Origin of the sequence: Burkholderia seminalis (genome assembly GCF_001718535.1) — a bacterium.
Classification (GTDB): Bacteria; Pseudomonadota; Gammaproteobacteria; order Burkholderiales; family Burkholderiaceae; genus Burkholderia; species Burkholderia seminalis.
In genome coordinates, this window is record NZ_CP013400.1 from 1,313,213 (window position 1) to 1,336,794 (window position 23,582).

Annotated in this window: 20 protein-coding genes and 1 pseudogene; 14 read left to right on the forward strand and 7 right to left on the reverse strand. The window is 68.0% G+C overall.

The genetic code is table 11. From position 1 onward, the window contains the following. The first annotated feature begins 117 nt into the window (after positions 1-117). Positions 118-1,884: a DNA polymerase/3'-5' exonuclease PolX gene (polX, locus tag WJ12_RS26585; protein ID WP_059556702.1), complete on the forward strand. Its 1,767-nt coding sequence runs from the start codon at positions 118-120 to the stop codon at positions 1,882-1,884. A gap of 53 nt (positions 1,885-1,937) precedes the next feature. On the opposite strand, the gene ald is transcribed toward polX, so the two are convergent. Continuing rightward, positions 1,938-3,053 (reverse strand): alanine dehydrogenase, encoded by a 1,116-nt coding sequence (gene ald / locus WJ12_RS26590; protein ID WP_034191551.1) that lies wholly within the window; start codon positions 3,051-3,053, stop codon positions 1,938-1,940. A 284-nt stretch (positions 3,054-3,337) separates the two neighbouring features. On the opposite strand from ald, the gene WJ12_RS26595 reads away from it, so the two are divergent. Continuing rightward, positions 3,338-3,754, forward strand: coding sequence for a DUF3995 domain-containing protein (locus WJ12_RS26595; RefSeq protein WP_034191550.1), 417 nt, complete (start codon positions 3,338-3,340; stop codon positions 3,752-3,754). 12 nt (positions 3,755-3,766) lie between these two features. Here the strand turns inward: WJ12_RS26595 and WJ12_RS26600 are convergent, their stop codons facing one another. Beyond that, positions 3,767-4,351, reverse strand: a complete 585-nt coding sequence (locus tag WJ12_RS26600) for an RNA 2'-phosphotransferase (RefSeq protein WP_059556452.1) — start codon at positions 4,349-4,351, stop codon at positions 3,767-3,769. A gap of 602 nt (positions 4,352-4,953) precedes the next feature. On the opposite strand from WJ12_RS26600, the gene WJ12_RS26605 reads away from it, so the two are divergent. The 4 genes from WJ12_RS26605 (at position 4,954) to WJ12_RS26620 (ending at position 10,814) form a co-directional block, all read left to right on the forward strand. Then, a complete protein-coding gene (locus WJ12_RS26605) occupies positions 4,954-5,694 on the forward strand; it encodes a gluconate 2-dehydrogenase subunit 3 family protein (protein WP_034191685.1) in 741 nt (246 codons plus the stop codon). Next, a complete protein-coding gene (locus WJ12_RS26610) occupies positions 5,694-7,472 on the forward strand; it encodes a GMC family oxidoreductase (RefSeq protein WP_034191549.1) in 1,779 nt (592 codons plus the stop codon). Before WJ12_RS26605 ends, WJ12_RS26610 begins: the two co-directional genes overlap by 1 nt. Next, entirely contained in the window at positions 7,469-8,890 is a 1,422-nt protein-coding gene (locus tag WJ12_RS26615) for a cytochrome c (RefSeq protein ID WP_034191548.1), read from the forward strand. The genes WJ12_RS26610 and WJ12_RS26615 overlap by 4 nt, the downstream gene beginning before the upstream one ends. Before the next feature lie 208 nt (positions 8,891-9,098). After that, entirely contained in the window at positions 9,099-10,814 is a 1,716-nt protein-coding gene (locus WJ12_RS26620; RefSeq protein ID WP_034191547.1) for a cation:proton antiporter domain-containing protein, read from the forward strand. A gap of 75 nt (positions 10,815-10,889) precedes the next feature. Here the strand turns inward: WJ12_RS26620 and WJ12_RS26625 are convergent. From WJ12_RS26625 to WJ12_RS26635, 3 genes and pseudogenes are all read right to left on the reverse strand, one after another. Continuing rightward, positions 10,890-11,249: pseudogene (locus WJ12_RS26625) on the reverse strand (SDR family oxidoreductase); the annotation flags it as partial. A gap of 139 nt (positions 11,250-11,388) precedes the next feature. Continuing rightward, the gene (locus WJ12_RS26630) at positions 11,389-13,281 is read right to left on the reverse strand and encodes a peptidoglycan D,D-transpeptidase FtsI family protein (protein WP_034191546.1); all 1,893 of its coding nucleotides are present in this window, start codon (positions 13,279-13,281) and stop codon (positions 11,389-11,391) included. Between the two features lie 421 nt (positions 13,282-13,702). After that, complete coding sequence (locus tag WJ12_RS26635) at positions 13,703-14,047, reverse strand: DUF3564 family protein (RefSeq protein ID WP_034191545.1); 345 nt, start codon at positions 14,045-14,047, stop codon at positions 13,703-13,705. Positions 14,048-14,694: 647 nt separating this feature from the next. Here WJ12_RS26635 and WJ12_RS26640 point away from each other — a divergent pair. Further along, entirely contained in the window at positions 14,695-15,906 is a 1,212-nt protein-coding gene (locus WJ12_RS26640) for an SDR family oxidoreductase (protein ID WP_059556453.1), read from the forward strand. A 54-nt stretch (positions 15,907-15,960) separates the two neighbouring features. Here WJ12_RS26640 and hpaR read toward each other — a convergent pair whose 3' ends face one another. Further along, positions 15,961-16,401 carry a homoprotocatechuate degradation operon regulator HpaR gene (gene hpaR, locus WJ12_RS26645; RefSeq protein WP_034191543.1) on the reverse strand — a complete coding sequence of 147 codons (441 nt, stop codon included), beginning with the start codon at positions 16,399-16,401 and terminating at the stop codon, positions 15,961-15,963. 152 nt (positions 16,402-16,553) lie between these two features. On the opposite strand from hpaR, the gene WJ12_RS26650 reads away from it, so the two are divergent. From WJ12_RS26650 to hpaI, 7 genes are read left to right on the forward strand one after another with little or no spacing between them, the layout of a single operon-like run. After that, a complete protein-coding gene (locus WJ12_RS26650; RefSeq protein WP_034191542.1) occupies positions 16,554-17,243 on the forward strand; it encodes a fumarylacetoacetate hydrolase family protein in 690 nt (229 codons plus the stop codon). Further along, on the forward strand, positions 17,240-18,004 hold the full coding sequence (locus WJ12_RS26655) for a fumarylacetoacetate hydrolase family protein (RefSeq protein ID WP_034191541.1): 765 nt from the start codon (positions 17,240-17,242) through the stop codon (positions 18,002-18,004). The genes WJ12_RS26650 and WJ12_RS26655 overlap by 4 nt, the downstream gene beginning before the upstream one ends. 22 nt (positions 18,005-18,026) lie before the next feature. After that, positions 18,027-19,490 (forward strand): 5-carboxymethyl-2-hydroxymuconate semialdehyde dehydrogenase, encoded by a 1,464-nt coding sequence (gene hpaE, locus WJ12_RS26660; protein WP_034191540.1) that lies wholly within the window; start codon positions 18,027-18,029, stop codon positions 19,488-19,490. 42 nt (positions 19,491-19,532) lie between these two features. Continuing rightward, entirely contained in the window at positions 19,533-20,381 is an 849-nt protein-coding gene (gene hpaD, locus WJ12_RS26665) for a 3,4-dihydroxyphenylacetate 2,3-dioxygenase (protein WP_059556454.1), read from the forward strand. Positions 20,382-20,425: 44 nt separating this feature from the next. Then, complete coding sequence (locus tag WJ12_RS26670; RefSeq protein WP_034191538.1) at positions 20,426-20,818, forward strand: 5-carboxymethyl-2-hydroxymuconate Delta-isomerase; 393 nt, start codon at positions 20,426-20,428, stop codon at positions 20,816-20,818. A gap of 20 nt (positions 20,819-20,838) precedes the next feature. Continuing rightward, positions 20,839-21,642 carry a 2-oxo-hept-4-ene-1,7-dioate hydratase gene (gene hpaH, locus WJ12_RS26675; RefSeq protein ID WP_049036266.1) on the forward strand — a complete coding sequence of 268 codons (804 nt, stop codon included), beginning with the start codon at positions 20,839-20,841 and terminating at the stop codon, positions 21,640-21,642. 11 nt (positions 21,643-21,653) lie between these two features. Beyond that, on the forward strand, positions 21,654-22,460 hold the full coding sequence (hpaI, locus tag WJ12_RS26680; protein ID WP_059556455.1) for a 4-hydroxy-2-oxoheptanedioate aldolase: 807 nt from the start codon (positions 21,654-21,656) through the stop codon (positions 22,458-22,460). A 239-nt stretch (positions 22,461-22,699) separates the two neighbouring features. On the opposite strand, the gene WJ12_RS26685 is transcribed toward hpaI, so the two are convergent. Next, complete coding sequence (locus WJ12_RS26685; RefSeq protein ID WP_059556456.1) at positions 22,700-23,500, reverse strand: AraC family transcriptional regulator; 801 nt, start codon at positions 23,498-23,500, stop codon at positions 22,700-22,702. Positions 23,501-23,582 lie beyond the last annotated feature (82 nt).

Here is a 23,582-nt window from a genome sequence, read left to right on the forward strand (position 1 = left end):
GCGGGCGTACGATGAAGGACGGGCGCCCGGTGGCGTCGACCTGCGATGCCGACGGGCGGGCAGGCGCCGTGGCGCCAGTACGCGGCGCCATCCACGTGGAAGGGAGCCACGCCGATCATGCCGATCCACAATGCCGAGTGCGCGGCCGTATTCGCCGAGATCGCCGACATGCTCGAGATCCAGGGCGCCAATCCGTTTCGCGTGCGGGCCTACCGCAACGCCGCACGGACGATTGCCGACTACGGTCGCGATATTCCGACGATGATCGCGAACGGCGACGATCTCGGCAAGATTCCGTCGATCGGTCCGGATCTTGCGTCGAAGCTGCGCGAGATCGCCGCGACCGGCACCTGCGAGCTGCAGCAAACGCTGCGCCATGCGTTGCCGGGTGCGATCGTCGAGTTGCTCGACGTGCCGGGGCTGGGCGCGAAACGCGTGAAGGCGCTGCATGATGCGCTGCACGTCGATTCGCTCGAACAGTTGCGTGCCGAAGCGAAAAACGGTCACGTGCGCGAGCTGCCGGGCTTCGGCGCGAAAACCGAAGCCCATCTGCTCGAAGCGATCGACGATCGCCTGCAGCGCGAGCCGCAACGCTTCCTGCTGCCCGACGCCGCGCGGTCGCTGATGCCGTTGCTCGACCGCCTGCGCGCGGTCGCGGGCGTCGGCAAGGCCGTGCCGGCCGGCAGTTTTCGTCGTCGCCGCGAAACCGTCGGCGATCTCGACATCCTCGTCACCGCACGCGACCCGGCCGCCGTCGCCGATGCGTTCGTCGGCCATGGCGACGTGGCGCGTGTGCTCGCGCACGGCAAGACGAAGTCGAGCGTCGTACTCGCCAACGGTTTGCAGGTCGACCTGCGCGTGGTCGATGCCGATGCGTTCGGCGCGGCGCTCGTCTACTTCACCGGATCGAAGGCGCACAATATTGCGCTGCGCAGGATCGCGCAGGCCGGCGGGCTGAAGATCAACGAATACGGCGTGTTTCGCGGCGACGAGCGGATTGCCGGCGACACGGAGGCCTCGGTCTATGCCGCCATCGGGTTGCACGAGGTGCCGCCCGAGCTGCGCGAGGATCGCGGCGAGATCGATGCGTCGCGCGCCGGCACGCTGCCGGCCCTGGTCGAACGCAGGCATCTCCACGGCGACCTGCATGCGCATACCGACGCGTCGGGCGGCCGCGACGGCCTGCGCGCGATGGCCGACGCGGCCCGTGCGCGCGGGCTCGCTTATCTGGCGATCACCGATCGTGCACCGCCTGCCGACGGCGGCCGCCACGACTTCGAGTGGCTTGCGCGACAGCTGGACGAGATCGATCGCATCAATGCGTCGTTCGACGATTTCGTGCTGCTCAGGGGCGTGGAGGCCGGTATTCGCGAGGACGGCAGCCTCGATGTGCCCGACGCGATGCTCGGCCGGCTCGATCTCGTGGTCGGAGCCGTCCGCGATCACTTCGACTTGCCGCGCCAGGCACAGACCGATCGCCTGCTGCGCGCGATGGACCACCCGCATTTCACGATTCTCGCGCACCCGACCGGCCGCATGCTCGGCGAACGCGAGGCAGTCGAACTCGACGTGCCGCGCGTGATTGCCCAGGCCGCGGCGCGCGGCTGCTTCGTCGAACTCGATGCACAGCCGCGGCGGCTCGATTTGCCCGACATCTGGTGCCGCGAGGCCGCGCGGGCCGGCGTGCGGGTCGCGATCGGTTCCGATGCGTACGGCACGGACGAATTCGACAATCTCGCGTACGGCATCGATCAGGCGCGGCGCGGCTGGCTCACGCGGCGGGATGTGCTGAACACGTGCACGCTCGCGCAACTGCGGCCGCTGCTGGCACGGACGATGGGCGAGGGCGGCGGGACGAAGCGGAGCCGGTCGAAGGGGGGATGAACGCGGGCGGCAACGCATGCTGCCCGCCGTGCGTTCATGTCATTCCGGCACGGTCACGCGAGCATGCCGGTCGCCGGCACATAGGGCAGGCCGAGCGCCAGCGCGACCGCTTCGTACGTGATGTGCCCGTCGCAGACGTTCAGGCCCGCGCGCAGATGCGGATCGTCGGTCATCGCCTGCTTCCAGCCCTTGTCGGCGAGCGCGAGCGCATGCCCGAGCGTCGCGTTGTTCAGCGCGAAGGTCGACGTGCGCGCGACCGCGCCGGGCATGTTCGCGACGCAGTAGTGCACGACGCCGTCGACGACGAAGGTCGGGTCGGCATGCGTCGTCGCATGCGAGGTCTCGAAGCAGCCGCCCTGGTCGATCGCGACGTCGACGACGACGGCACCCTTGCGCATCGTCGCGATCATGTCGCGCGTGACGAGGCGCGGCGCCGATGCGCCCGGCACGAGCACCGCACCGATCACGACGTCGGCGTCGCGCACGGCTGCGTCGACCGTATGCGCGTTCGAGCAGACGGTCGAAATCCGGTTGGCGAACACGAGGTCGAGCTGGCGCAACCGGTTGACGTTGTTGTCGAGCACGGTGACGCGTGCGCCGAGGCCGACCGCCATCTGCAGCGCGCCGGTGCCCACGACACCCGCGCCGAGCACGACGACGTGCGCGGCCGGCACGCCGGGCACGCCGGCCATCAGCAGGCCGCGGCCGCCGCGCGGGCTTTCGAGGTGGGTTGCCGCGACCTGGATCGACATGCGTCCGGCCACCTCGCTCATCGGCGCGAGCAGCGGCAGGCCGCCGCCGGGGCCCGTCACGGTTTCGTACGCGATGCAGACCGCGCCGGATTTCACGAGCGCGGCCGCCTGGTCGGGATCGGGCGCGAGATGCAGGTACGCGTAGAGGATCTGGCCGCGTCGCAGCATCGCGCATTCGGCCGGCTGCGGCTCCTTGACCTTGATGATCATGTCGGCGCGCGCGAAGACTTCGTCGGCGCCGTCGCAGAGCGATGCGCCGGCGGCGGTGTAGTCGTCGTCGAGCAGGCCGATCGCGGTGCCCGCGCCGCGCTGCACGAGCACGCGATGGCCGTGCCGCGTGAGTTCGTGCGCGCCGGCCGGCGTGAGGCCGACGCGATATTCGTGGTTCTTGATCTCCTTCGGCACACCGATCAGCATGAGTCGCCTCCATGGCCTTCGTTATCGTTGTCGTGCGGTCGGTACGACGCTGCGGCGTGCCGACCGCGGTACTGGAATAACAGGGTAGTAGCGCGCGAAGGGAAGTCAAGCGGCCGGCCCGGGCGACCGGCACGCGCACTGCATCGCACCACGTGCTGCCACGGGTTGCGACCGCAGGTCGCAATGCACGCGTCGCCGGGTTTCGGTATCGTCATGCGTGGCGCGGGCCGGGGCCGCGCGCCGGAACCCTTCCGGCAGAACAACGAGACAAGGACACGAACGACATGACCGGCGCGTATTTCAGCGTGCCGACGCTTTGCGCGATCGCGCTCGTACACGTCTACTGGGCGTTGGGCGGGCGGCGCGGCAAGCGTGCGGCGATTCCGGAACTGGATGGCGTGCCGCTGCTGCGGCCGACCGCGATCGGCACGCTTGCCGTCGCGGCGGCGCTGCTGGGCGGCGCATGCGTGGTGGCCGCGCGTGCCGGCTGGCTGGGGCGTAACGCGTATCCCGGCACGATCGCGTTCGCGGTCGTTGCGCTCGCACTGATCTTCGCGGTGCGCGCCGTCGGCGATTTCCGCTACGTCGGCTTCTTCAAGCGCATTCGCGGGTCGCGTTTCGCACGGATGGACTCGCTGTATTACTCGCCGCTGTGCGCGGCGCTGGCGCTGTCCATCGCGTCGATGTTCTGGACGCGGTGAGCGGCGGGCGGTTCAACCCGCGGGCGCATCGATCGGCGCAAGGCATTCGGCCGGCACGGCGTCGGTCAGCCAGACGCCGTTTTCGGCAATGAAGAACGTGCGGCCCTGCCGGTGCATGCGCTGCGCGTCGACCTCGAGAATCACCGGCACGCCGTAGCGCGCGCCAACCGCCTGTGCCGTCCCGATGTCGGCCGACAGGTGCACGTGATGCCGGGCGCCGGGTTTCAGTCCTTGCGCACGAATCGAATCGAGGAAGCGCGTCGCCGTGCCGTGATAGAGGCGCTCGGGCGGCTGCGCGGCCGGATAACGCCGTTGCACGACGGGCGTCGAATGGCCCTGCACCGCGCGAATGCGCTGACCGTCGTCGGAAAGCGCGAAGCGCTGCTTGTCGCTGGTTGCACAGACGCTTTCGATCGTCGCGCGATCGAGCCGGTGTCCGTGACGGGCGGCGCCGGCAATCAACCGACCGATATCGGCCCAGCCTTGCGCATCGAGTTGCAGGCCGATCGCCTGCGGCTCGTGGCGTAGCAGGTAGCTCAGATATTTGCTGATGCTGGTCGAATCGGGCGCCAGCGATTTGTTTTTCCGGGTATTCATGAGAGGCGGAGGCTACCAGGGTACGGCGCGCTCCGGCGCCGTCGCGTGGTGCCGCGTGGCTGGAAAGAGACAGCTCTCCGGGTCGTCCTCCAGGCAACGAACGCCTGCCTGCCCCCTTCATCCACCTGCGATCGCGCGCATCCTTGCGCATTCCGGTTTTCAGATTTTTCAATTGTTGCGATTTTCGATGCATTGAATTGCATCGAACCCTGTAGCAATGGAACCGGTTCCAGCTATAATTCGCCGCACTCGTCGCCGGGCCCTAAAGAGGGTCGTGCGCGTTGCGCTTGCCGTCGGCAAACGCGGCGCCTAAGTTGAACAAGGGTCATGGCGATGGCAGCAGATGCCGGTCGAAAGGCCGCTATTTGTCTGACGATAGGGCCCGTTAAGAGGTCGATCCGTGCAGCGCGCCGCCGTCGCCGGCGCGACGCGCGGCCGCATGAAGGCGTCACCGTGCATCGCGCGGCCGTTGCCCGCATCGAGGTTGTTCGCAACATATGAAGAACAGGACGGCCAGCCGCATGCGGCACGGCTTCCGGCCGGCCACGCGGCATGCGGAATGCGCGTGGCCGGCGCCGATCCCCAACGATCAACATCCGACCATGTCCACGCCACCTGACAAACCCAACTCGCGCCGCCGTTTCCTGCGCACGTCGGTCGCGCTCGTGCCGATCGCGTCGGTCGCCGGCTGCGACCTGCGCTCGTCGTCGCCGTCCGCGACGACGGCCGGCAGCGCGCCCGCCGCATCGTCCAGCGCCGAGCGCGCCCCGTACAAGCCGACCTTCTTCGATGCGAAGGAGTGGGCGTTCGTCCAGGCCGCCGTCGACCGGCTTATCCCGGCCGACGCCGAAGGCCCCGGCGCGCTCGAATCGGGCGTGCCCGAATTCATCGACCGCCAGATGGAGACGCCGTATGCGCACGGCGCGACGTGGTACATGCAGGGGCCGTTCCAGCAGGGCGTGCCCGAGCTGGGTTACCAGTTGAAGCTGGTGCCCCGCGACATCTACCGGCTCGGCATCGCGGCCGTCAACCGTTATTGCGAAAAGGCGCACGGCAAGGCGTTCGCGGATCTCGACGCACCGACGCGCGACACCGTGCTCGGCGCGCTGGAGAAGGGCGCCGCGCAGATCGACGACGTCCCGCCCGGCGTGTTCTTCGGCCAGTTGCTGCAGAACACGCGCGAAGGTTATTTCTGCGATCCGGTGCACGGCGGCAATCACGACATGGCCGCGTGGAAGATGATCGGCTTTCCGGGCGCACGCGCGGACTTCATGGATTTCGTCAACCAGAGCGGCAAGCCCTATCCGTACGGGCCCGTCTCGATCAACGGGGAGCGCAGCTGATGGCCGCAGAGAAAAAGCCGCATGTCGATGCGGTGATCGTCGGCTTCGGCTGGACCGGTGCGATTCTCGCGAAGGAACTGACCGAAGCGGGCCTGAAGGTCGTCGCGCTCGAGCGCGGCGAATATCGCGATACGTACCCGGACGGCGCGTATCCGAACACGATCGACGAGCTGACGTACAACATCCGCAAGAAACTGTTCCTCGACCTGTCGAAGACGACCGTGTCGATCCGCCACGGCCTGCAGGACACCGCGCTGCCGTACCGGCAGCTCGCCGCGTTCCTGCCGGGCGAAGGCGTCGGCGGCGCGGGGCTGCACTGGTCGGGCGTGCATTTCCGGATCACGCCGGAAGAGCTGCGCCTGCGCAGCCACTATGAAGAGCGCTACGGCCGGAAGTTCATCCCCGAAGGGATGACGATCCAGGATACGGGCGTGACCTACGACGAGCTCGAGCCGCATTTCGACTTCGCCGAGAAGGTGTTCGGCACGTCGGGGCAGGCGTACAAGGTCGGCGGCAAGGTGGTCGGCGACGGCAACGTGTTCGAGGCGAACCGCAGCGACAACTTCCCGCTGCCCGCGCAGCTCAATACGTATTCGGCGCAGCGCTTCTTCGACGCCGCCAAGTCGCTCGGCCTGCATCCGTACCGGCTGCCGTCGGCGAACACGTCGGGCCCGTACACGAACCCGTACGGCGTGCAGATGGGCCCGTGCAACTTCTGCGGCTACTGCAGCGGTTACGCGTGCTACATGTACTCGAAGGCGTCGCCGAACCTGAACATCCTGCCCGCGCTGAAGCAGGCGCCGAACTTCGAGCTGCGCTCGAAGTGCCACGTGCTGCGGGTCGACCTCGACGACACGAAGAAGCGCGCGACCGGCGTGACCTACGTCGATCCGGCCGGGCGCGAAGTGCACCAGCCGGCCGATCTCGTGATCGTGGCCGCGTTCCAGTATCACAACGTGCACCTGCTGCTGCTGTCGGGCATCGGCAAGCCGTACGATCCGGTCTCGGGCGAGGGTGTCGTGGGCCGCAATTTCGCGTACCAGAACCTGTCGACGATCAAGGCGTTTTTCGACAAGGACACCTACACGAATCCGTTCATCGGCGCGGGCGGCAACGGCGTCGCGGTGGACGATTTCAACGCAGACAACTTCGACCACGGCCCGCTCGGCTTCGTCGGCGGTTCGCCGCTGTGGGTGAACCAGGCCGGCGTGAAGCCGATCAGCGGCATCGCGACGCCGCCCGGCACGCCGCAGTGGGGTTCCGCGTGGAAGAAGGCCGTCAAGGACAACTACGCGCACACGATCTCGATGGACGCGCACGGCACCAACATGTCGTACCGCGACGTGTATCTCGACCTCGACCCGACCTATCGCGATTCGTACGGTCAGCCGCTGTTGCGGATGACGTTCGACTGGAAGGACAACGACATCAAGATGGCGCAATACGTGACCGGGCAGATGAAGAAGATCGCGGAAGCGATGGGGCCGAAGGCGATCAGCGTGTCGACGCGCGAGTTCGGCAAGCACTTCGATTCGCGCGCCTACCAGACGACCCACCTCGTCGGCGGCGCGATCATGGGCACCGACCCGAAGACGAGCGTGCTGAACCGCTACCTGCAGTGCTGGGACGTGCACAACGTGTTCGTGATGGGCGCGTCCGCGCTGCCGCAGGGCATCGGCTACAACCCGACCGGGATCATCGCGGCGCTGGCCTACTGGTCGGCACGCGCGATCCGCGAGCAATACCTGAAAAATCCTGCCCCGCTGGTGACCGTATGAAGAGGACGATGAATTCCCTCGCCACGCGCCGCATGTCCTCGTGGTCGCGTGCCCTCGCGGCCGCGGCGAGCTGGGCCGTGTTCGGCCTCGCCGGCACGACGGCCGTCGCGCAACCGGCGGCGCCCGCCGCGGCTTCCGGCCCGGCGGCTGCACCGGTGGCCCGGTCGGCCGACGCGAGCCTGGTCAAGCGCGGCGAATACCTCGCGCGCGCCGGCGACTGTATCGCATGCCACACCGCGAGCGGCGGCAAGCCGTTCGCCGGCGGGCTGAAGTTCGACACGCCGATCGGCGGCATCTACTCGACGAACATCACGCCGGACCCGAAGACGGGTCTCGGCGGCTGGACTTACGAGGACTTCACGCGCGCGGTGCGCGAGGGCGTGCGCAAGAACGGCGACACGATGTATCCGGCCATGCCGTTCCCGTCGTATTCGCGCCTGACCGACGACGACATGAAGGCGCTGTACGCGTACTTCATGCACGGCGTCGCGCCCGTCGAGCACGAGAACCGCGCGGTCGACATCGTGTGGCCGCTGTCGATGCGCTGGCCGCTCGGGATCTGGCGCAAGCTGTTCGCGCCGGCGCCGAAGCCGTTCGATGCGGCGCCGTACACCGATCCGGTGGTCGCGCGCGGCGCGTATCTCGTACAGGGCCTCGGCCACTGCGGCGCGTGCCACACGCCGCGCGCGCCGACGATGCAGGAGCGCGGGCTGACCGATGCGGACGGCCCTGACTTCCTGGCCGGCGGCGCGGCGATCGACGGCTGGGTGCCGACGAGCCTGCGCGGCGAGCCGCGCACGGGCCTGGGGACGTGGAACGAAGCCGAGATCGTGCAGTTCCTGAAGACGGGCCGCACGCTGCGCACGGCCGCGTTCGGCGGGATGACGGACGTGGTCGGCCACAGCATGCAGCACATGACCGACGACGACCTGAACGCGATCGCGCGCTACCTGAAGACGCTGCCGCCGCGCGTGCAGGGCGAGCAGCCGCACGTGTACGACGCGGCCGCCGCGAAGGCGCTGCAGACGGGCGACGCGAGCAAGCCGGGCGCGGCCGTCTATCGCGACAACTGCATGGCCTGCCACCGCAGCGACGGCCACGGCTACACGCGCGTGTTCCCGGCGCTGGCCGGCAACCCGGTCGTGCAGGGGGACGATCCGACCTCGCTGATCCACGTCGTGCTGGAAGGCAGCGCGCTGGAGGGGACGCGCACCGCGCCGTCGACCTTCACGATGCCGCCGTTCGGCTGGCGCCTGTCGGACCAGGAAGTCGCCGACGTGTCGAACTTCGTGCGCACGAGCTGGGGCAACACGGGTGCGCCGGTGACGGCCGCGCAAGTCGCGAAGGTGCGCAAGAGCGTGCCGTCGACGCGGCCGGAGCCGCCGCCGGGCGCGCGGTTCCCGCAAGCGTCGCGCTGACGCGGGCGGCGGGGCGCCGGCCCCGCCGGTTCTACCCGTTTCAGGGCGCCGGCCGCGACGTGCGGCGCCCGTCGTTTCGCCGGGGTTGCACCCCGCAACAGCGCGCGGCCGCGTGAATTTTTCGCGGCCGCGCGCCATTCTTCCGCCTCATCCCTTATCCTTTCACTCTTGAACCTTACTAAATAGTTACAAGAGCTTGGGAGGGGGGATGCCTCATGACGTCAGCCTGATTGCGTTGCTCGCGGCCGGTTTCGGTCTCGCGATGATCTTCGGTTACCTCGCGTCGCTGCTGAAAATGCCGCCGCTGGTCGGCTATCTGCTTGCCGGGATCGTGATCGGCCCCGGCACGCCCGGTTTCGTCGGCGACCTGTCGCTCGCGCAGCAGCTTGCGGAAGTGGGCGTCATGCTGCTGATGTTCGGCGTCGGCCTGCATTTTTCGCTCGGCGATCTGCTCGCGGTGCGCAAGATCGCGCTGCCGGGCGCGGTCGTCCAGATTACCGTCGCGACCCTGCTCGGCGGCGGGCTCGCGCTCACGTGGGGCTGGAGCCTCGGTGCGGCGCTGGTGTTCGGGCTCGCCTTGTCGGTCGCGAGTACCGTCGTGCTGCTGCGCGCGCTGGAAGGGCGCGGGCTCGTCGAGACGGTCAACGGGCGCATCGCGGTCGGCTGGCTGGTCGTCGAGGATCTCGTGATGGTGCTCGTGCTGGTGCTGCTGCCGCCCGTCGCGGGGCTGCTCGGCGGCACGCCGCCCGGCGATACGCATGCGGCGGGCGGCAGCGTGTGGGGCACGCTCGGCGTCACGATGCTGAAGGTCGCGGCGTTCATCGCGCTGATGCTGGTGGTCGGCAAGCGCGTGTTTCCGCGCATTCTGTGGCTCGTCGCGCGCACCGGCTCGCGCGAGCTGTTCACGCTGTGCATGATCGCGGCCGCGGTCGGGATCGCGTTCGGCGCGGCGAAGCTGTTCGACGTGTCGTTCGCGCTTGGCGCGTTCTTCGCCGGGATGATGATGCGCGAGTCGGAATTCAGTCGGCGCGCGGCCGATGAGACCTTGCCGCTGCGCGACGCGTTCTCGGTGCTGTTCTTCATCTCGGTCGGCATGCTGTTCGACCCGAAGGTGCTGCTCGAGGAGCCGCTGCACGTGATCGAGGTCGCGGCGATCGTGCTGGTCGGCAAGACGCTCGCGGCCGTCGCGCTCGTGATCGCGTTCCGCTATCCGCTGAACACCGCGCTGACGGTCGGCGCGGGCCTCGCGCAGATCGGCGAATTCTCGTTCATTCTCGCGGGGCTCGGGCGTGCGCTCGGGCTCTTGTCGGCCGAGGGGCAGAGCCTGATCCTGGCGGTCGCGCTGATTTCGATCGCGATGAACACGCTGCTGTTCGCGATGATCGACCCGGCGCTCGTGTGGATCCGCAAGCATTCGGCGTTCGCGCGCAAGCTCGAGGCGCGCGACGATCCGCTCGCCGCGCTGCCGATGTCGACGCCGCAGACCCACTTGACCGGGCAGGTCGTGATCGTCGGCTACGGCAAGGTCGGCACGCGGATCGCGCATGCGCTGGACGAGCGCGGGATCGCCTATGTCGTCGTCGAGCAGAATCGCGAGCTCGTCGAGAAGCTGCGCGCGGACGGCATCGCGGCCGTGTCGGGCGACGCGATCGAGCCGATCGTGCTCGTGCAGGCGCATATCGCGCGGGCCGGGATGCTGGTCGTCACGCTGCCCGACGTGTTCGACGTGCGGCAGATCGTCGAGATCTCGCGCACGCTCAACCCGACGCTCGAGGTCGTGCTGTGCACCAACAGCGGCGACGAGGCCGCGCTGCTGTCCAGCGAGGGTGTCGGCACCGTGTTCATGGGCGAGACCGAACTCGCGCGCGGGATGACCGAGCACGTGCTCGGCCGGATGGTGAAGCCGGTCGCGGCCGCGCATTGACGGCGCGCGGCATCGCGCCGCGCACCGGGCAGCGCGCGGCGGCCCGGGCGGCCGCCGGCCCTGCGGGCTTCGGTGTCAGTAGAACGTCTCGAGCGTCGGTTCCCGCGCCATCACCACGCGATTGCCGGCCAGCAGGCCGCCGTCCACCGGCAGCGCGACGCCGGTGATGATCCGAGCGGCCGGCGAACCCAGGAACGGCGCGGCCTGCGCGACGTCGACGGGCGTCGCGAAATCGTCGGGCGGATACCCCTTTCTCGATTGCTCGAACACCTGCGGATTGCGCCGCACGCGTGCTTCCCACGCGGGTGTCTTCACCGTGCCGGGCAGCACGATGTTCGCGCGCACGCCGTCGCGGCCCTATTCGATCGCCAGCGATTTCGTGCCGCTGATCAGCCCGGCCTGGGCCGCGCTGTAGGCCGGATGTTGTAGTCGGGCGCACAGGCAAGGCCACCTGCGGCGCGCAAACATTGCAGGAGGACGCGGCGGGAACCCTCAAATGATGCGGGGCGTTCCTGGAACGTGAGATGAAAGCGGGAAGGAGTGACGCGCATCCGGCATCGCCCGGACGGCGTCGTCAGCCTGCGGCAGCCTTCGCCGGCGCGGCCGTGCCGGATCGTGCGGCCGTCTCGAGCGGCGCGGATGGTTTCCGCGCGGCAGCCGTCCGGGCCGGCGAAGCCTTCGGCGCGGCTACCGTCTTCTGCGGCGCAGCCGCTTTTGCCGGCGCATTCTTCTCGGGCTCGACCGGCGCATCGGGCGGTACGCCGAGCAATTGCAGCGAGCCGCTCGTGACCGACGCGAACACCGGGCCGGCCACCGTGCCGCCGTAGTAGCCCTTGCCGCGCGGCTCGTCGATCATCACGGCGACGATCAGGCGCGGGTTGCTCATCGGCGCCATCCCCGCGAACAGCGCGCGGTACTTGCCCTTTGCATAGGTCGCGCCGACCTGCTTGCGCGCGGTACCGGTCTTGCCGCCGATCCGGTAGCCGTCGACGCGCGCGCGGCGCCCCGTACCGCCTTCGCCGACCGCCATCTCGAGCATCGAGCGGATCGACGCGGCCGTTTGCGGCGACGTCACGCGGTGGCCGCGATGCGCGTCGATCGTCTGCTGATCGGTGCCGTTCTTCAGCAGCGACACCGGGTGCAGCGTGCCGTCGCCCGCATAAGCCGTGTAGGTCTGCGCGATCTGCAGCAGCGACATCGACAGGCCGTAGCCGTAAGCCATCGTCGCCTGCTCGATCGGCCGCCAGCGCTTGTAGCCGCGCAGCCGGCCCGACGCCACGCCCGGGAACGTCAGTTCCGGCGCGCGGCCGATCCCGTACTCCTGGTACTTGTTCCAGATCGTTTCGGCGGGCAGGTTCAGCGCGAGCTTCGCGAGCGCGACGTTGCTCGACTTCTGCAGCGCCTGCGAAACCGTCAGCGACCCGTGGTTCGACGTGTCGTGAATCACGGCCGGGCCGATCTTGTAGGTGCCGGGCGACGTGTTGATGATCGTGTTCGGCGTGACCTTGCGTTCGTCGATCGACAGCGCGACGACGAGCGGCTTGATCGTCGAGCCCGGTTCGAACGTGTCGATCACCGCGCGGTTGCGCAACTGCTGGCCGGTCAGGCGGGCACGATCGTTCGGGTCGAAGGTCGGGTAGTTCGCGAGCGCGAGGATCTCGCCGTTCTGCGCGTCGAGCACGACGACGCTGCCTGCCACCGCGTTGTTCTCGATCACGGCGGCCTTGAGCTGGCTGTACGCGAGCTGCTGGATGCGGCGATCGATCGTCAGTTCGATCGTCGCGCCGTGCTGCGCGGGGACGAGCGGGCGCGTATCCGACACGATGCGGCCGAGCCGGTCGCGGATCACCTCACGTTGCCCCGACGTGCCTTGCAGGCGTGCATTCGCCGCGAGTTCGACGCCTTCCTGGCCCTTGTCCTCGACGTTCGTGAAGCCGACCACGTGCGCGGCCGATTCGCCTTCCGGATAGAAGCGCTTCGAATCGGCGATCTGCGTGATGCCGTCGATCGCGAGCTTGTCGAGGCGGCCCGCGGTATCGGCGTCCACCTGCCGCTTGAGCAGCACGAAGGTCTTCTCGTTGCCCAGACGCCGCTTCACCTCGACGAGCGGCATGTCGAGCAGCTTGGCGATCTGCGGGTAGTCGGTATCGGCGACCTGTTTCGGGTTCGCCCAGATTTCATAGGTCGACAGGCTGACCGCGAGCATCGCGCCGTTGCGGTCGACGATGCGACCGCGCATCGCGTCGAGCTCGATCGTGCGCTGGTAGCGCTTCTGGCCCTGTCCGACATAGAAATCCTGGTTCGCGACCTGCACCCAGAAGGCCCGCGCGATCAGCGCGGCGAACGCGAGGAACACGACGATCACGATCAACCTCGAGCGCCACATCGGCAGGCGCGACGCGAGCATCGGATTCTTGGTCGCGGCCGCGTACGGATCGGCGGGGTGGGTCTTCTTTTTCACGCTCATGCAATGGCCGGTTCGGGCCGCCCGTCGGCGGCAAATCAGTCTGGATAATGCGATTGTAATAAATGAGTAAACGTCGTGTGGGGAAAGTGTGTTCCGGCCCCGTGAAAAAACGTCAAAACGGCGACTTGGCCGGACATGAAAAACGAAGGCAGCAAAAAAGCACGGCGAAAGCGGGCGGCCGACGTCACGGCAGGCAACGGGGGGATGCTCGGCAGGGGGGCGATCCGGGGAGGCGGATTCGGGTGCCGGTCGAGCGCGACCGCCGACGCAGCGCGATCAATTGCCCGGGCCTCGATTATTTCTTTATGCCCGAAAATGAGAAACGCCCCGAAAGGGGGCGTCGATAATCATGAATATCGAAATGAATATCACTGGCACCGGAATAAACCCGAAAACCGCAGACGATTTACCTTGATGAATGCTATCGGGCAACGGAAATGAATTCCCGGTATTCCGGCTGGGTCGTGCAGCGATCGACCGCCTGCAGCCGCCATGCACCGGCGTGGTCGCCGGCGAGGACGGCAGGGCCCTGTTCGCGCTGCGTCGCGCCGAACGACAGCCCCTTCAGCTGGCACACGGCGTTGCCGCCATCGGCCGCGCAGAGCGCCATCGCGCCCTCGACGTCGCGGACCTTGCCCCAGGCCGGGAGATCGATGCCCTGATGTGCCTCGCGCGACCACAGTCCCTCGTCGGTATCGACCCATAGAACTGCGAAAGCGTGCCGGGTTGCCGATTCGCTGCCATTAATCCGAATGGTGAGGCGCATTGTGATCGTCTCCTGAAAAATTGACGCATTCGACCGTTTTGACTTGATCAGTCTAGATAGACTGGTGTGAAACGCAAGTGATAATCCTCAAACAATCCTTATTGAGTTCATTCCGGTTTCAGATGGAACGACGTCTGACGATTCATGGTCGTTTCGGAGGCACTTGCCATCACGGGCGTTAGCGGAGATCGCGGTGTCGAGAGGCGCGTCGAAGGCGGTCGGGAGATGGGATGACCCGCGCGCGGGGCGCGTCGATCTGTCGCGCGCGACCGGCCACCGAAACGGTGCCGACGGATGCGACATGGCGCAGTCGGGACACCGACCGGGCGGACGTTTCGTCGTGCCGACGGCGGGTCCGGCACGACACACTCCGACAATCGCGTACAAATCGGCACACTTTCACGAAACTTTCGGGACAGACTTGCATTCGGTCGGGCCCCACACTGGGAAGGTCCCGATCCTGTGCCGCGGACGCCCGTCCGCGGCGGCTGCCGCCATCTCGTGCCAGAGAGCGATCGACGCGATCGCAGGCCGCACGCCCGATCGGGACTGCCGGGGCCGCGTCAGCCCCGGCCCGGCCGTGAGCCGTGCGCGGCCCGCAACCGCGGGCACCGCGCCGCCCGGCCGATTCTTCGAAGGAGACTATCGTGCTGATCTGGAAAACCGCGTTGTCGCTCAACTGGCGGACGAGCCTCGTGTCGCCGGCCAGCGCACCGGTCGCGGCGGCGAACGTCGGGCGCCTGGTGCTGACCGGCGCAACCGGCTTCATCGGCAGTACCGTGCTGACGGCGCTCGTCAATGCGGGGCTGCTCGAACGCATCGTGTGCGTCGTGCGCGCGCAGGATCGCGGCCACGCCGTCGCGCGGCTGCGCGAGGCGGCGCTGCGCGCGGGGCTTGCGCCGTACTGGGCGTCGCGCCTGACCGATGCGAACGTGATCGTCGGCGCGCTCGGCGACGTGTGGCACGGCGCCGATGCGCCGCGCCTCGCCGGGGCGACGCACGTGATTCACTGCGCCGGCCATGCGTCGCCGGCCGACGGCGCGCATCTGCAGGCCGACATCGCCGATGCGGTGCATTTCGCCGAACGCTTCGCGCGCGCGCCGCGCCTGCAGCGTTTCGTGTACGTCGGCACGGCCTATGCGCACGCGGGCCGCGGCGGGATCGTGCAGGAACAGGCGGCGGGCGCTGCGGCGAACGACCCGGCGCACGACGACGAAGGCCTGCCGGGTGCGGTGCTCGCGGCCGATTATCTGCACGCGAAGGCCGAAACCGAACAGCGCCTGCGCGCGCTCGGGCTGCCGCTCGTCGTCGTGCGGCCGTCGCATGTGGTCGGTCATACGGTGCTCGGCACGCGGCCCGCGCCGAATTCGTTCTGGATGTTCCGCCTCGCGCATGCCGCGCGTCGCTTCACCGCGCGGCCGATGACGCGCATCGACATCGTGTCGGTGGACGACGTGGCGCGCGCGACGATGCTGCTGGCCGTGAAGCCGACGCTCGCCCACGACGTCTATCACGTGTCGGCCGGCGACGAGGCGCCGCAGGTCGCGCAGATCGTGCGGGCGATGGACGAGGCGGCGGGGATGACGGGTGCGCCGCGCTACGCCGCGTGCGCGCCGGCGGAACTGCCGCTCGTGGTGCGAGACGTGCTCGGGCGGGCCGATCCGGCACTCGAACGCGTGATCGGCCGTGCATTGCAGCGCTGCGGGGAATTCGCGACGGTCGATCGCGTGTTCGACAACCGCCGCGTGCGCGACGAAATCGATTTCGAGCCGTTGCCGTTCATCGATTACGTCGAGGAGTGCATGCGCACGTCGCGCGGCGTGGCCGTGACCGAGTTGATGCGCGGCGCGTTGCACTGACTGCCCGCGCCGCACCGCACCCGTTCCCGCGCGCGGCGGGAGCGGGCGCTTTCCTTATGCGTTGCCGCCGAGTTCGATGAGCCGGTCGAGCGCGCGGTAGATGTCTTCGAGGCCGTCCTCGCCGAAGCGCGACTCGAGTTGCCGGTATTGCTCGTCGATGCGCGGACCGATCTCCGTCACCAGCTTCCTGCTTTGCGGCGTCAGGCTGACCAGCAGCCGGCGCTGATCTTCCTGCGCGCGCGTGCGCGTGATCAGGCCGTCGCGCTCCATCCGTTCCAGCACGCCGGTGAGGCTCGGGCTCAGGATGCAGCAGCGCCTGGCGATCTGTCCCGCCTCGAGCGCCTGCGCCGGTTCGCCGTCGAGCACGCGGATGATCCGCCATTGCTGTTCGGTCAACGCGAATTCCTTGAGAATGGGGCGAAACAGACCCATCAGCGTTTCGCGGGCCTCGAGCAGCAGCATGGCCAGGTTGCGATGGTCGAGCGTACGGTTCATCGGGGTGGGTAAAGGACGGGGACGTATCAATCTTAACAGCCGAAGGAGATGGATTTCGCGTATCAGGGTAATCGAGGTTGCCAGTGTGCGATTGTTTACTTAAGATATTAACTATTGACGATGCGCCGCGACGCGCGGCAGGGGAATGACGCATGGAGCTGTCTTGCACGACCGCCGCGGCGCCGCCGTTGCCGGTCGCCATCGGTACCGTCTATGGCGCACTGCTCAACGAGCGCGTCGCGCTCGACGCGCTCGGCGACGCCGTGAACGCGCCGCCTTACGGCCGCCCGCCGCAGGCGCCGATCCTGTACATCAAACCCGCCAACACGCATGCGGGCGACGGCGCCGCCGTCGTCGTGCCGGCCGGCGTCGACGCGCTGGAAATCGGCGCGTCGGTGGCCGTCGTGTTCGCCCGGCGCGCGACGCGCGTGCCGGCCGCGCAGGCGCTCGACTACGTGCACGGCTTCACGCTCGCGAGCGACGTGTCGGTGCCGCACCCCGATTACTACCGCCCGGCCGTGCGCTTCAAGTGCCGTGACGGCTTCTGCCCGCTGGGCCCGGCCATCGTGCCGGCCGCCGCGCTCGGCGACGTCGACGCGATCGGCCTGACGGTGCGGATCGACGGCGAACTGGCCGTGTCCGCGTCGACCGCCACGCTGATCCGCCCGGTGCGCGAACTGATCGCCGATGTGACCGCGTTCATGTCGTTCGACGCGGGCGACGTGCTGTTGCTCGGCGTCGCGGGCGGCGCACCGCGCGCCCGCGCGGGCAGCACGATCGAGATTTCGGCCGCCGGGATCGGCACGCTGCGGCATACGCTGATTGCGGAGGAAGCACGATGAAGACGGCGCGCGTGATCTACAACGGCGCACTGCATGCGGCCGAACCGGCCGGCGACGGCACGATCCGCCTCGATACGGGGCGCGTGGTCGCCGAGGAGGCGGTGGCGTGGCTGCCGCCCGTCGCGCCGCGCACGACGTTCGCGCTCGGCCTCAACTACGCCGACCACGCGAAGGAACTCGCGTTCAAGGCGCCGAGCGAGCCCCTGATCTTCCTGAAGGGACCGAACACGTTCATCGGCCACCGGTCGCGCACCGTGCGCCCGGCGGATGCGACGCACATGCACTACGAGTGCGAACTGGCCGTCGTGATCGGCCGGCCCGCGCGCAACGTGAGCCGTGCGCAGGCCGTCGACTACGTGGCCGGCTACACGGTCGCGAACGACTACGCGATCCGCGACTATCTCGAGAACTACTATCGCCCGAACCTGCGCGTGAAGAACCGCGATACCTGCACGCCGCTCGGGCCGTGGTTCGTCAGCCGCGACGAGATCGGCGACGCGGGCGACCTGATGCTGCGCACGACCGTGAACGGCCACGAGACGCAGCGCGGCAGCACGCGCGACATGATCTTCGACGTGCCGGCGCTGATCGAGCACATCAGCGGCTTCATGACGCTCGCGCCGGGCGACCTGATCCTGACCGGCACGCCCGAGGGGCTGGCGGACACGCAGCCGGGCGACGAGGTCGTGACCGAGATCGAAGGGATTGGCCGGCTCGTGAACACGATCGTCGGCGAAGCAGACTACTATCGCGCCGGCTGAGCCCGTCGCCCAAGGAGAGCACATGACCATCAAGCACTGGATCGACGGCCGCGAAGTCGAGAGCCGCGAGACCTTCACGACGCTGAACCCCGCGACGGGCGACGTCATCACCGACGTCGCGTCGGGCGGCGAGGCCGAGGTCGACGCGGCCGTGCGCGCGGCGAAGGCGGCGTTCCCGAAATGGGCGAACACGCCCGCGAAGGCGCGCGCGAAGCTGATGCGCAAGCTCGGCGAGCTGATCGAGAAGAACGTGCCGATGCTCGCGGCGCTGGAGACGCAGGACACCGGCCTGCCGATCGCGCAGACGAGCAAGCAGCTGATTCCGCGCGCCTCGGAGAACTTCAATTTCTTCGCGGAAGTGTGCGTGCAGATGAACGGCCGCACGTATCCGGTCGACGACCAGATGCTGAACTACACGCTGTACCAGCCGGTGGGCGTGTGCGCGCTGGTGTCGCCATGGAACGTGCCGTTCATGACGGCCACGTGGAAGACGGCGCCGTGCCTCGCGCTCGGCAATACGGCCGTGCTGAAGATGTCGGAACTGTCGCCGCTGACGGCCGACCAGCTCGGCCGGCTCGCGCTCGAAGCCGGCATTCCGCCCGGCGTGCTGAACGTCGTGCAGGGCTACGGCGCGACGGCCGGCGACGCGCTCGTGCGCCATCCCGACGTGCGCGCGGTGTCGTTCACCGGCGGCACCGTGACGGGCAAGCGGATCATGGAGCGCGCGGGCCTCAAGAAGTATTCGATGGAGCTCGGCGGCAAGTCGCCGGTGCTGATCTTCGACGACGCCGATTTCGACCGCGCGCTCGACGCGTCGCTGTTCACGATCTTCTCGATCAACGGCGAACGGTGCACCGCCGGTTCGCGGATCTTCGTGCAGCGCACGATCTACGACCGCTTCGTGCAGGAATTCGCGCGCCGCGCGAACAACCTGGTGGTCGGCGACCCGGCCGATCCGGGCACGAATCTCGGCGCGATGATCACGCGCCAGCACTGGGAGAAGGTGACGGGCTACATTCGCATCGGCGAGCAGGAAGGCGCGCGCGTGGTCGCGGGCGGCGCGGACAAGCCGGCCGGGCTGCCCGCGCATCTGCGCAACGGCAACTTCGTGCGCCCGACCGTGTTCGCCGACGTCGACAACCGGATGCGTATCGCGCAGGAAGAGATCTTCGGGCCGGTCGCCTGCATCATTCCGTTCGAGGACGAAGACGAAGGGCTGCGGCTCGCGAACGACACCGCGTATGGCCTTGCGTCGTATATCTGGACGCAGGACGTCGGCAAGGTGCATCGTCTCGCACGCGGGATCGAGGCCGGGATGGTGTTCGTGAACAGTCAGAACGTGCGCGACCTGCGCCAGCCGTTCGGCGGCGTGAAGGAGTCGGGCACCGGGCGCGAGGGCGGCGAGTACAGTTTCGAGGTGTTCGCGGAGATCAAGAACGTGTGCATCTCGATGGGTTCGCACCACATCCCGCGCTGGGGCGTGTGACGGTCGTTTCGCCGCGATAACGAACCAAACGGAGACTGAACGATGGGCAAACTGTCCCTCGCCGCGAAGATCACGCACGTGCCGTCGATGTATCTGTCGGAACTGCCCGGCAGGCATCACGGTTGCCGCGAGGCGGCGATCCGCGGCCACCAGCTGATCGGCGAGCGCTGCCGCGCGCTCGGCGTCGACACGATCGTCGTGTCGGACGTGCACTGGCTCGTCAATGCCGGTTATCACGTGAACTGCAACGCGCGGTTCTCGGGCACGTACACGAGCAACGAGCTGCCGCATTTCATCCGCGACATGACGTACGCGTATCCGGGCAACCCGGCGCTCGGCCGGCTGATCGCCGAGACGGCCACCGGGCGCGGCATCGCGACGCGCGCGCACGAGATCGACAGCCTGGAACTCGAATACGGCACGCTCGTGCCGATGCGCTACATGAACGGCGACCAGCATTTCAAGGTCGTGTCGATCGCCGGCTGGTGCATGTGGCATCAGCTCGACGAAAGCCGCCGCTTCGGCGAGGCGCTGCTCGAGGCGATCGAGAAGAGCGATTCGAACGTCGCGTTCCTCGCGAGCGGCTCGTTGTCGCACCGCTTCAACGACAACGGCAGCCCCGAGGAATCGATCCACCAGATCAGCCGCGAATTCTTCCGCCAGGTCGACCTGCGCGTGGTCGAGCTGTGGAAGCAGGGCGACTTCAAGACCTTCTGCGCGATGCTGCCCGAGTACAACCTCCATTGCCACGGCGAAGGCGGGATGCACGACACGGCGATGCTGCTCGGGCTGCTCGGCTGGGATCGTTACGACAAGCCCGTCGAGATCGTCACCGACTATTTCGCGAGTTCGGGCACCGGGCAGATCAACGCGATCTTTCCGCTCGCCTGAGCGCTGCCGCCTGCCAAGCAATCGAATCCGAACGGAGATTTGCCATGCCACACATCGTCGTCGAATACACCGCGAACATCCGCGACGACGCGCGCATTCCCGCGCTGCTGCGCACGATCAACGCGACGCTGATCGCGCAGGGCGGCGTGTTCCCGACCGGCGGCATCCGCTCGCGCGCGCTCGAACTGCAGGACTACTGCGTCGCCGACGGCACGGAGGACGACGCCTTCGTCCACGTGACGCTGAAGATCGGCTCGGGGCGTACCGACGCGCAGAAGAAGGCCGCGTGCGATGCGCTGTTCGATGCGATCAAGGCGCATTTCGCCGAGCTGTACGCGAAACGCTACCTCGCGCTGTCGATGGAACTGACCGAGTTCAGCGAAAGCGGCTCGTACAAGCACAACAACATCCACGCCCGCTACAAGCGGGCCGGCTGAACCCCATTCCCGATCCGACCATGCTCGAACCCGCCCTCATCGACCAGCTCGCGCGGCGTCTGCACGACGCCGAGCGCGAGCGCACGCAGATCCGCCAGATCTCGCTCGACCATCCCGACATCACGATCGACGACGCGTATGCGATCCAGCGCGCGTGGGTGACCCTCAAGCTCGCGGAAGGCCGCACGCTGAAGGGGCACAAGATCGGCCTCACGTCGAAGGCGATGCAGAACACGTCGCAGATCGACGAGCCCGACTACGGCGCGCTGCTCGACGACATGTTCTTCGACGACGGCGGCACGATCCCGACCGGCCGCTTCATCGTGCCGCGCGTCGAGGTCGAACTCGCGTTCGTGCTCGGCAAGCGGCTCTCGGGCCCGAACTGCACGATCTTCGACGTGTACGACGCGGTCGATTACGTCGTGCCCGCGCTCGAGATCATCGACGCGCGCAGCCAGTCCATCGACCCCGATACGAAACGGCCGCGCAAGGTGTTCGACACGATCGCCGACAACGCCGCGAACGCGGGCGTCGTGATCGGCGGCCGGCCGGTGCGGCCGCAGGACGTCGACCTGCGCTGGGTCGCGGCGATCATGTCGCGCAACGGCGTGGTCGAGGAAACGGGCGTCGCGGCCGGCGTGCTGAACCATCCGGCGAACGGCGTCGCGTGGCTCGCGAACCGGCTGTCGCGTTTCGGCGTCGCGCTGGAACCCGGGCAGATCGTGCTCGGCGGGTCGTTCACGCGGCCGTGTGCGGCGCGGCCGGGCGATACGTTCAGCGTCGACTACGGCCCGCTCGGGACGATCCAGTGCCATTTCGAGTGAGGTAGCGAACGATGCAGATTCCGTCGAATGTCTTCAAGGCCGCGCTCGCGCGCGGCGAAGCGCAGATCGGGCTGTGGCTCGGGCTCGCGAATCCGTACAGCGCCGAGGTCGTCGCGGGCGCGGGATTCGACTGGTTGCTGATCGACGGCGAGCATGCGCCGAACACGGTGCCGACGATCCTCGCGCAGTTGCAGGCGATCGCGCCGTATCCGTCGCATCCGGTCGTGCGCGTGCCGTGGAACGATCCGGTGATCGTCAAGCAGGTGCTCGATCTCGGGGCGCAGACGCTGCTGGTCCCGATGGTGCAGAGCGCCGACGAAGCGCGCGCGGCCGTGGCCGCGACGCGTTACCCGCCGCACGGGATGCGCGGCGTCGGCAGTGCGCTGGCACGCGCGTCGCGGTGGAATCGTGTGGGCGACTACCTGCATCGCGCGAACGACGAGATGGCCGTGCTCGTGCAGGTCGAGACACGCGCGGGGCTCGATGCGATCGATGCGATCGCGCGGGTCGAAGGCGTCGACGGCGTGTTCATCGGGCCGGCTGACCTGGCCGCCGATCTCGGGCATCTCGGCAATCCGGGCCACCCGGTCGTGCAGGCCGCGATCGACGGCGCGATCCGGATGATCCAGGCGGCCGGCAAGGCGCCGGGCATTCTGAGCGCGGATGAGGCGGCCGCGCGACGCTATCTGGACGCGGGCGCGCTGTTCGTCGCGGTCGGGGTCGATACGACGCTGCTCGCGAGGAGCGCGGAGCGGCTGGCGGCGCAGTTCAAGGGGAAGGGGGGCAAGGCCGCGGAGAAGGGCGACGGCACGTATTGAACGAAACGGACAGACCGTTTATAGAGGGCGATATCACTTTTCGTTTATTGCGAAAAAATCACGCCATCCAGAACCCCGGTTTGGAGCGCGCGATGCCCCACACCACGATGTCCGCTACGATCTTGCCCGTCGAGCGCGAGATGCGGGCCGCTGTCGAAGGGCAGCGCGCCTACCGGACGATCATCTGAATTGAACCGGATTCCGCGAATCGTTTGACGTTTCAAGCCGGTCGCGTGTTGTTACCGTGCGTCGATTGTCGATGTCTCCCCGTTCTCCATATACCGTCCAGGCGTCGTCCCCAACGCCCGCCGGAACATGTCGATGAACGCGCTCACGTTGTCGTACCCGAGATCGAGCGCGATCGTCGTCACCGGCACGTCATCGGCGATTCTCTCCAGCGCCCGCAGCAACCTGGCCTGCTGACGCCACTGCGCGAACGTCAGCCCCGTCTCGGCGACGAAGCGGCGGCTCATCGTTCGCGCACTGATGCCGGCCCATGCGGCCCATTCCTCCAGCCGCCGGTTGTCCGCGAGATTCGTGGCCAGCGCATCGGTGATCTTCATCAGCCGCGCGTCTCGCGGCCGTACCAGTCCCAGTGCCTCGACCTCCGACGACGCGATTTCGTCCAGGATCACGTCGGCGATGCGCGTTTGCGCGGCATCCAGTTCCGAATCGCCCCAGCTTGCCGCGCGCTGCACGGCTTCACGCAGCAGCGGTGTCGTGCGGATCGCGCGCGGCGCGGCCGGCAGTGCCGCGCAGCGTGCTTCGGCGACGAACGCCGACCAGCCGGAAATCGGCCCGAACGAACGCAACGAATGCCGGCAATGCGGCGGAATCCAGATCGCGTGAATGGCCGGCACGACCCAGGCCTGGTCATCGAGGCCGATCGTCAGCAGCCCGCTCAGCGCGCCGACGAGCTGGCCGCGCGCATGCGAATGCGGCGCGGTCACGCGCGGGTCGCGTTGCGACAGCACGGCGGCGACCACGAACGGGCCGTCGTCGGACGTGACGAATCGGGCGGGCAGAAGCGGATCGGACATGGCCGGATATCGGTATCGAATGGCTGTTATACCGGAGATTGGCCGGCTTCGCACGCCTACACTGCATCCATCGATGACAACC